The sequence below is a fragment of the Pseudoroseomonas cervicalis ATCC 49957 genome (genome assembly GCF_000164635.1).
In the GTDB taxonomy this organism is placed as follows: Bacteria; Pseudomonadota; Alphaproteobacteria; order Acetobacterales; family Acetobacteraceae; genus Pseudoroseomonas; species Pseudoroseomonas cervicalis.
Window position 1 is genome coordinate 230,586 of record NZ_GG770777.1, and the last position, 1,983, is coordinate 232,568.

A 1,983-nucleotide genomic window follows, 5' to 3' on the forward strand; every position below is an offset into this window, starting at 1 on the left:
CGCCCTGGCGGCGCGGATCGCCGCCTACCGCGCGGCGCGCGACAACGCCATGCCCCCCGAGGGAACCGCCCCATGCGCATGATCGCCGGCCGGCTGCTGGCACTGCTGCCCGTGCTGTTCGGGCTCTGCGTGCTCTCCTTCGCCCTGCTGGCCAGCGTGCCGGGCGACCCGGTGACCGCCATGCTGGGGCTGGAGGCCGACCCCGCCGCCATCGCCGCGCTGCGCGCCAAGTATGCGCTGGACGACCCGCTGCCGCTGCGCTTCCTCGCCTGGTTCTGGCAGGTGCTGCAGGGCGATCTCGGCCGCTCCATCCAGACCGGCCGCCCCGTGCTGGCGATGATCGGCGCCGCGCTGGTGCCGACGCTGCAACTGGCGCTGGCGGCGCTGCTGGTCTCGCTCGTCATCGCCATCCCCGCCGGCGTGGTGGCGGCGACGCGGCGCAACGGCGCGGCGGATTTCGCCGCCACGCTGCTGGCGCTGTGTGGCCTGTCGCTGCCCAGCTTCTGGCTCGGCATCCTGCTGATCATGGGCTTTTCCATCGCGCTGCCGGTGCTGCCCTCCTCCGGCCACGCGCCGCTGCTGGCCGACCCGGGGGAGGCGCTGCGCCACCTCGCTTTGCCTGCGCTGACGCTGGGCGCCGCCATGGCCGCCGCCACCATGCGGATGACGCGCGCCGCGATGATCGAGGTGCTCTCGGCCGACTACATCCGCACCGCCCGCGCCAAGGGGTTGCCGGCACGCCGGGTCGTCTGGCGGCACGCGCTGCGCAACGCGCTGATGCCGGTGGTCACGCTGGTGGGGCTGCAGCTCGGCCAGCTCATGGGCGGCGTGGTGGTCACCGAGAGCGTGTTCTCCTGGCCCGGCATCGGCAAGCTGACGGTCGATGCCATCTTCGCCCGCGACTACCCCGTGGTGCAGGGCGCCATCCTGGTGACGGCGACGCTGTTCGTGCTGATCAACCTGGCGACCGACCTGCTCTACACCGTGCTCGACCCGCGCCTGCGGAGCCGCGCATGAGCGCCGCCGCCCCGGCGGGCACCGGCCTGGTGCCCCGCGCCGCCTTCTGGCGCCGCCTGCTGCGCGACCCGCGCGCGCTGCTCGGCCTCGGCCTCGTCGCGCTGGCCCTGCTCGGCGCCCTGCTGGCGCCGCTGCTGCCGCTGCCGGGGCCGGAGGCGCCGGACTTCCTGGCCACCCTCGCGCCGCCCGGCGCCGGCCATCCGCTGGGCACCGACGATCTGGGCCGGGACACGCTGTCGCGCATCCTGGCGGGCGCGCAGGTCTCGCTGCTGGTGGGGCTGTGCAGCGTCGGCGCGGCGCTGCTGCTGGGGGGGGCCATCGGGCTGTTCGCCGGCTTCCTCGGCGGCTGGGTGGACCTCGTGCTGATGCGGCTGATGGACGTGCTGCTGGCCTTCCCGGGCATCCTGCTGGCGCTGGGCATCACCGCGGCCCTCGGCGCCTCGCTGGGCAACACCATCCTGGCCATCGCCGCCGTCAACCTGCCGGTGATGGCGCGGGTGGCGCGCGGCCAGGCGCTGGCGCTGCGCGGGCTGGACTATGTGCGCGCGCAGCAGGCGCTGGGCTTCGGGCCGATGACCATCCTGTGGCGCGCCGTGCTGCCCAACGCGCTGTCGCCCATCCTGGTGCAGGGCTCGGTGCTGCTGGCCTCCTCCATCATCACCGAATCCTACCTCTCCTTCCTGGGCCTTGGCGTGCAGCCGCCCACCCCGAGCTGGGGCAACATGCTGCGCGACGCCATCGGCTTCCTGGACCAGGCGCCCTGGCTCGCCTGGTTTCCTGGCCTCGCCATCTTCCTCACCGTGCTGGGCTTCAACCTGCTCGGCGACGGGGTGCGCGACCGGCTGGACCCGCGTGACTGACGCTTCTCCCGTCCTTCCCCCGCTGCGCCGGAGGTTTCGCATGCCCGCCCTGACCGATCCTTCCCGCCCTGGCCGCGCCCTGCTGGGCCGCCGCGCCCTGCTGGCC

The 1,983-nt window shown here is 74.4% G+C and carries 2 protein-coding genes; both read left to right on the top strand.

Translation table 11 applies throughout. The features are described 5' to 3' along the window. Positions 1-72 precede the first annotated feature (72 nt). A complete protein-coding gene (locus HMPREF0731_RS00945) occupies positions 73-1,017 on the top strand; it encodes an ABC transporter permease (protein ID WP_007002100.1) in 945 nt (314 codons plus the stop codon). Then, entirely contained in the window at positions 1,014-1,877 is an 864-nt protein-coding gene (locus HMPREF0731_RS00950; RefSeq protein ID WP_007002101.1) for an ABC transporter permease, read from the top strand. The genes HMPREF0731_RS00945 and HMPREF0731_RS00950 overlap by 4 nt, the downstream gene beginning before the upstream one ends. Positions 1,878-1,983: the final 106 nt, after the last annotated feature.

What these genes read in the sequence shown, in the direction of transcription:
- HMPREF0731_RS00945 (WP_007002100.1), top strand. Translation starts at nt 73, where the DNA reads ATGCGCATGATCGCCGGCCGGCTGCTGGCACTGCTGCCCGTGCTGTTC.
- HMPREF0731_RS00950 (WP_007002101.1), top strand. Translation starts at nt 1,014, where the DNA reads ATGAGCGCCGCCGCCCCGGCGGGCACCGGCCTGGTGCCCCGCGCCGCC.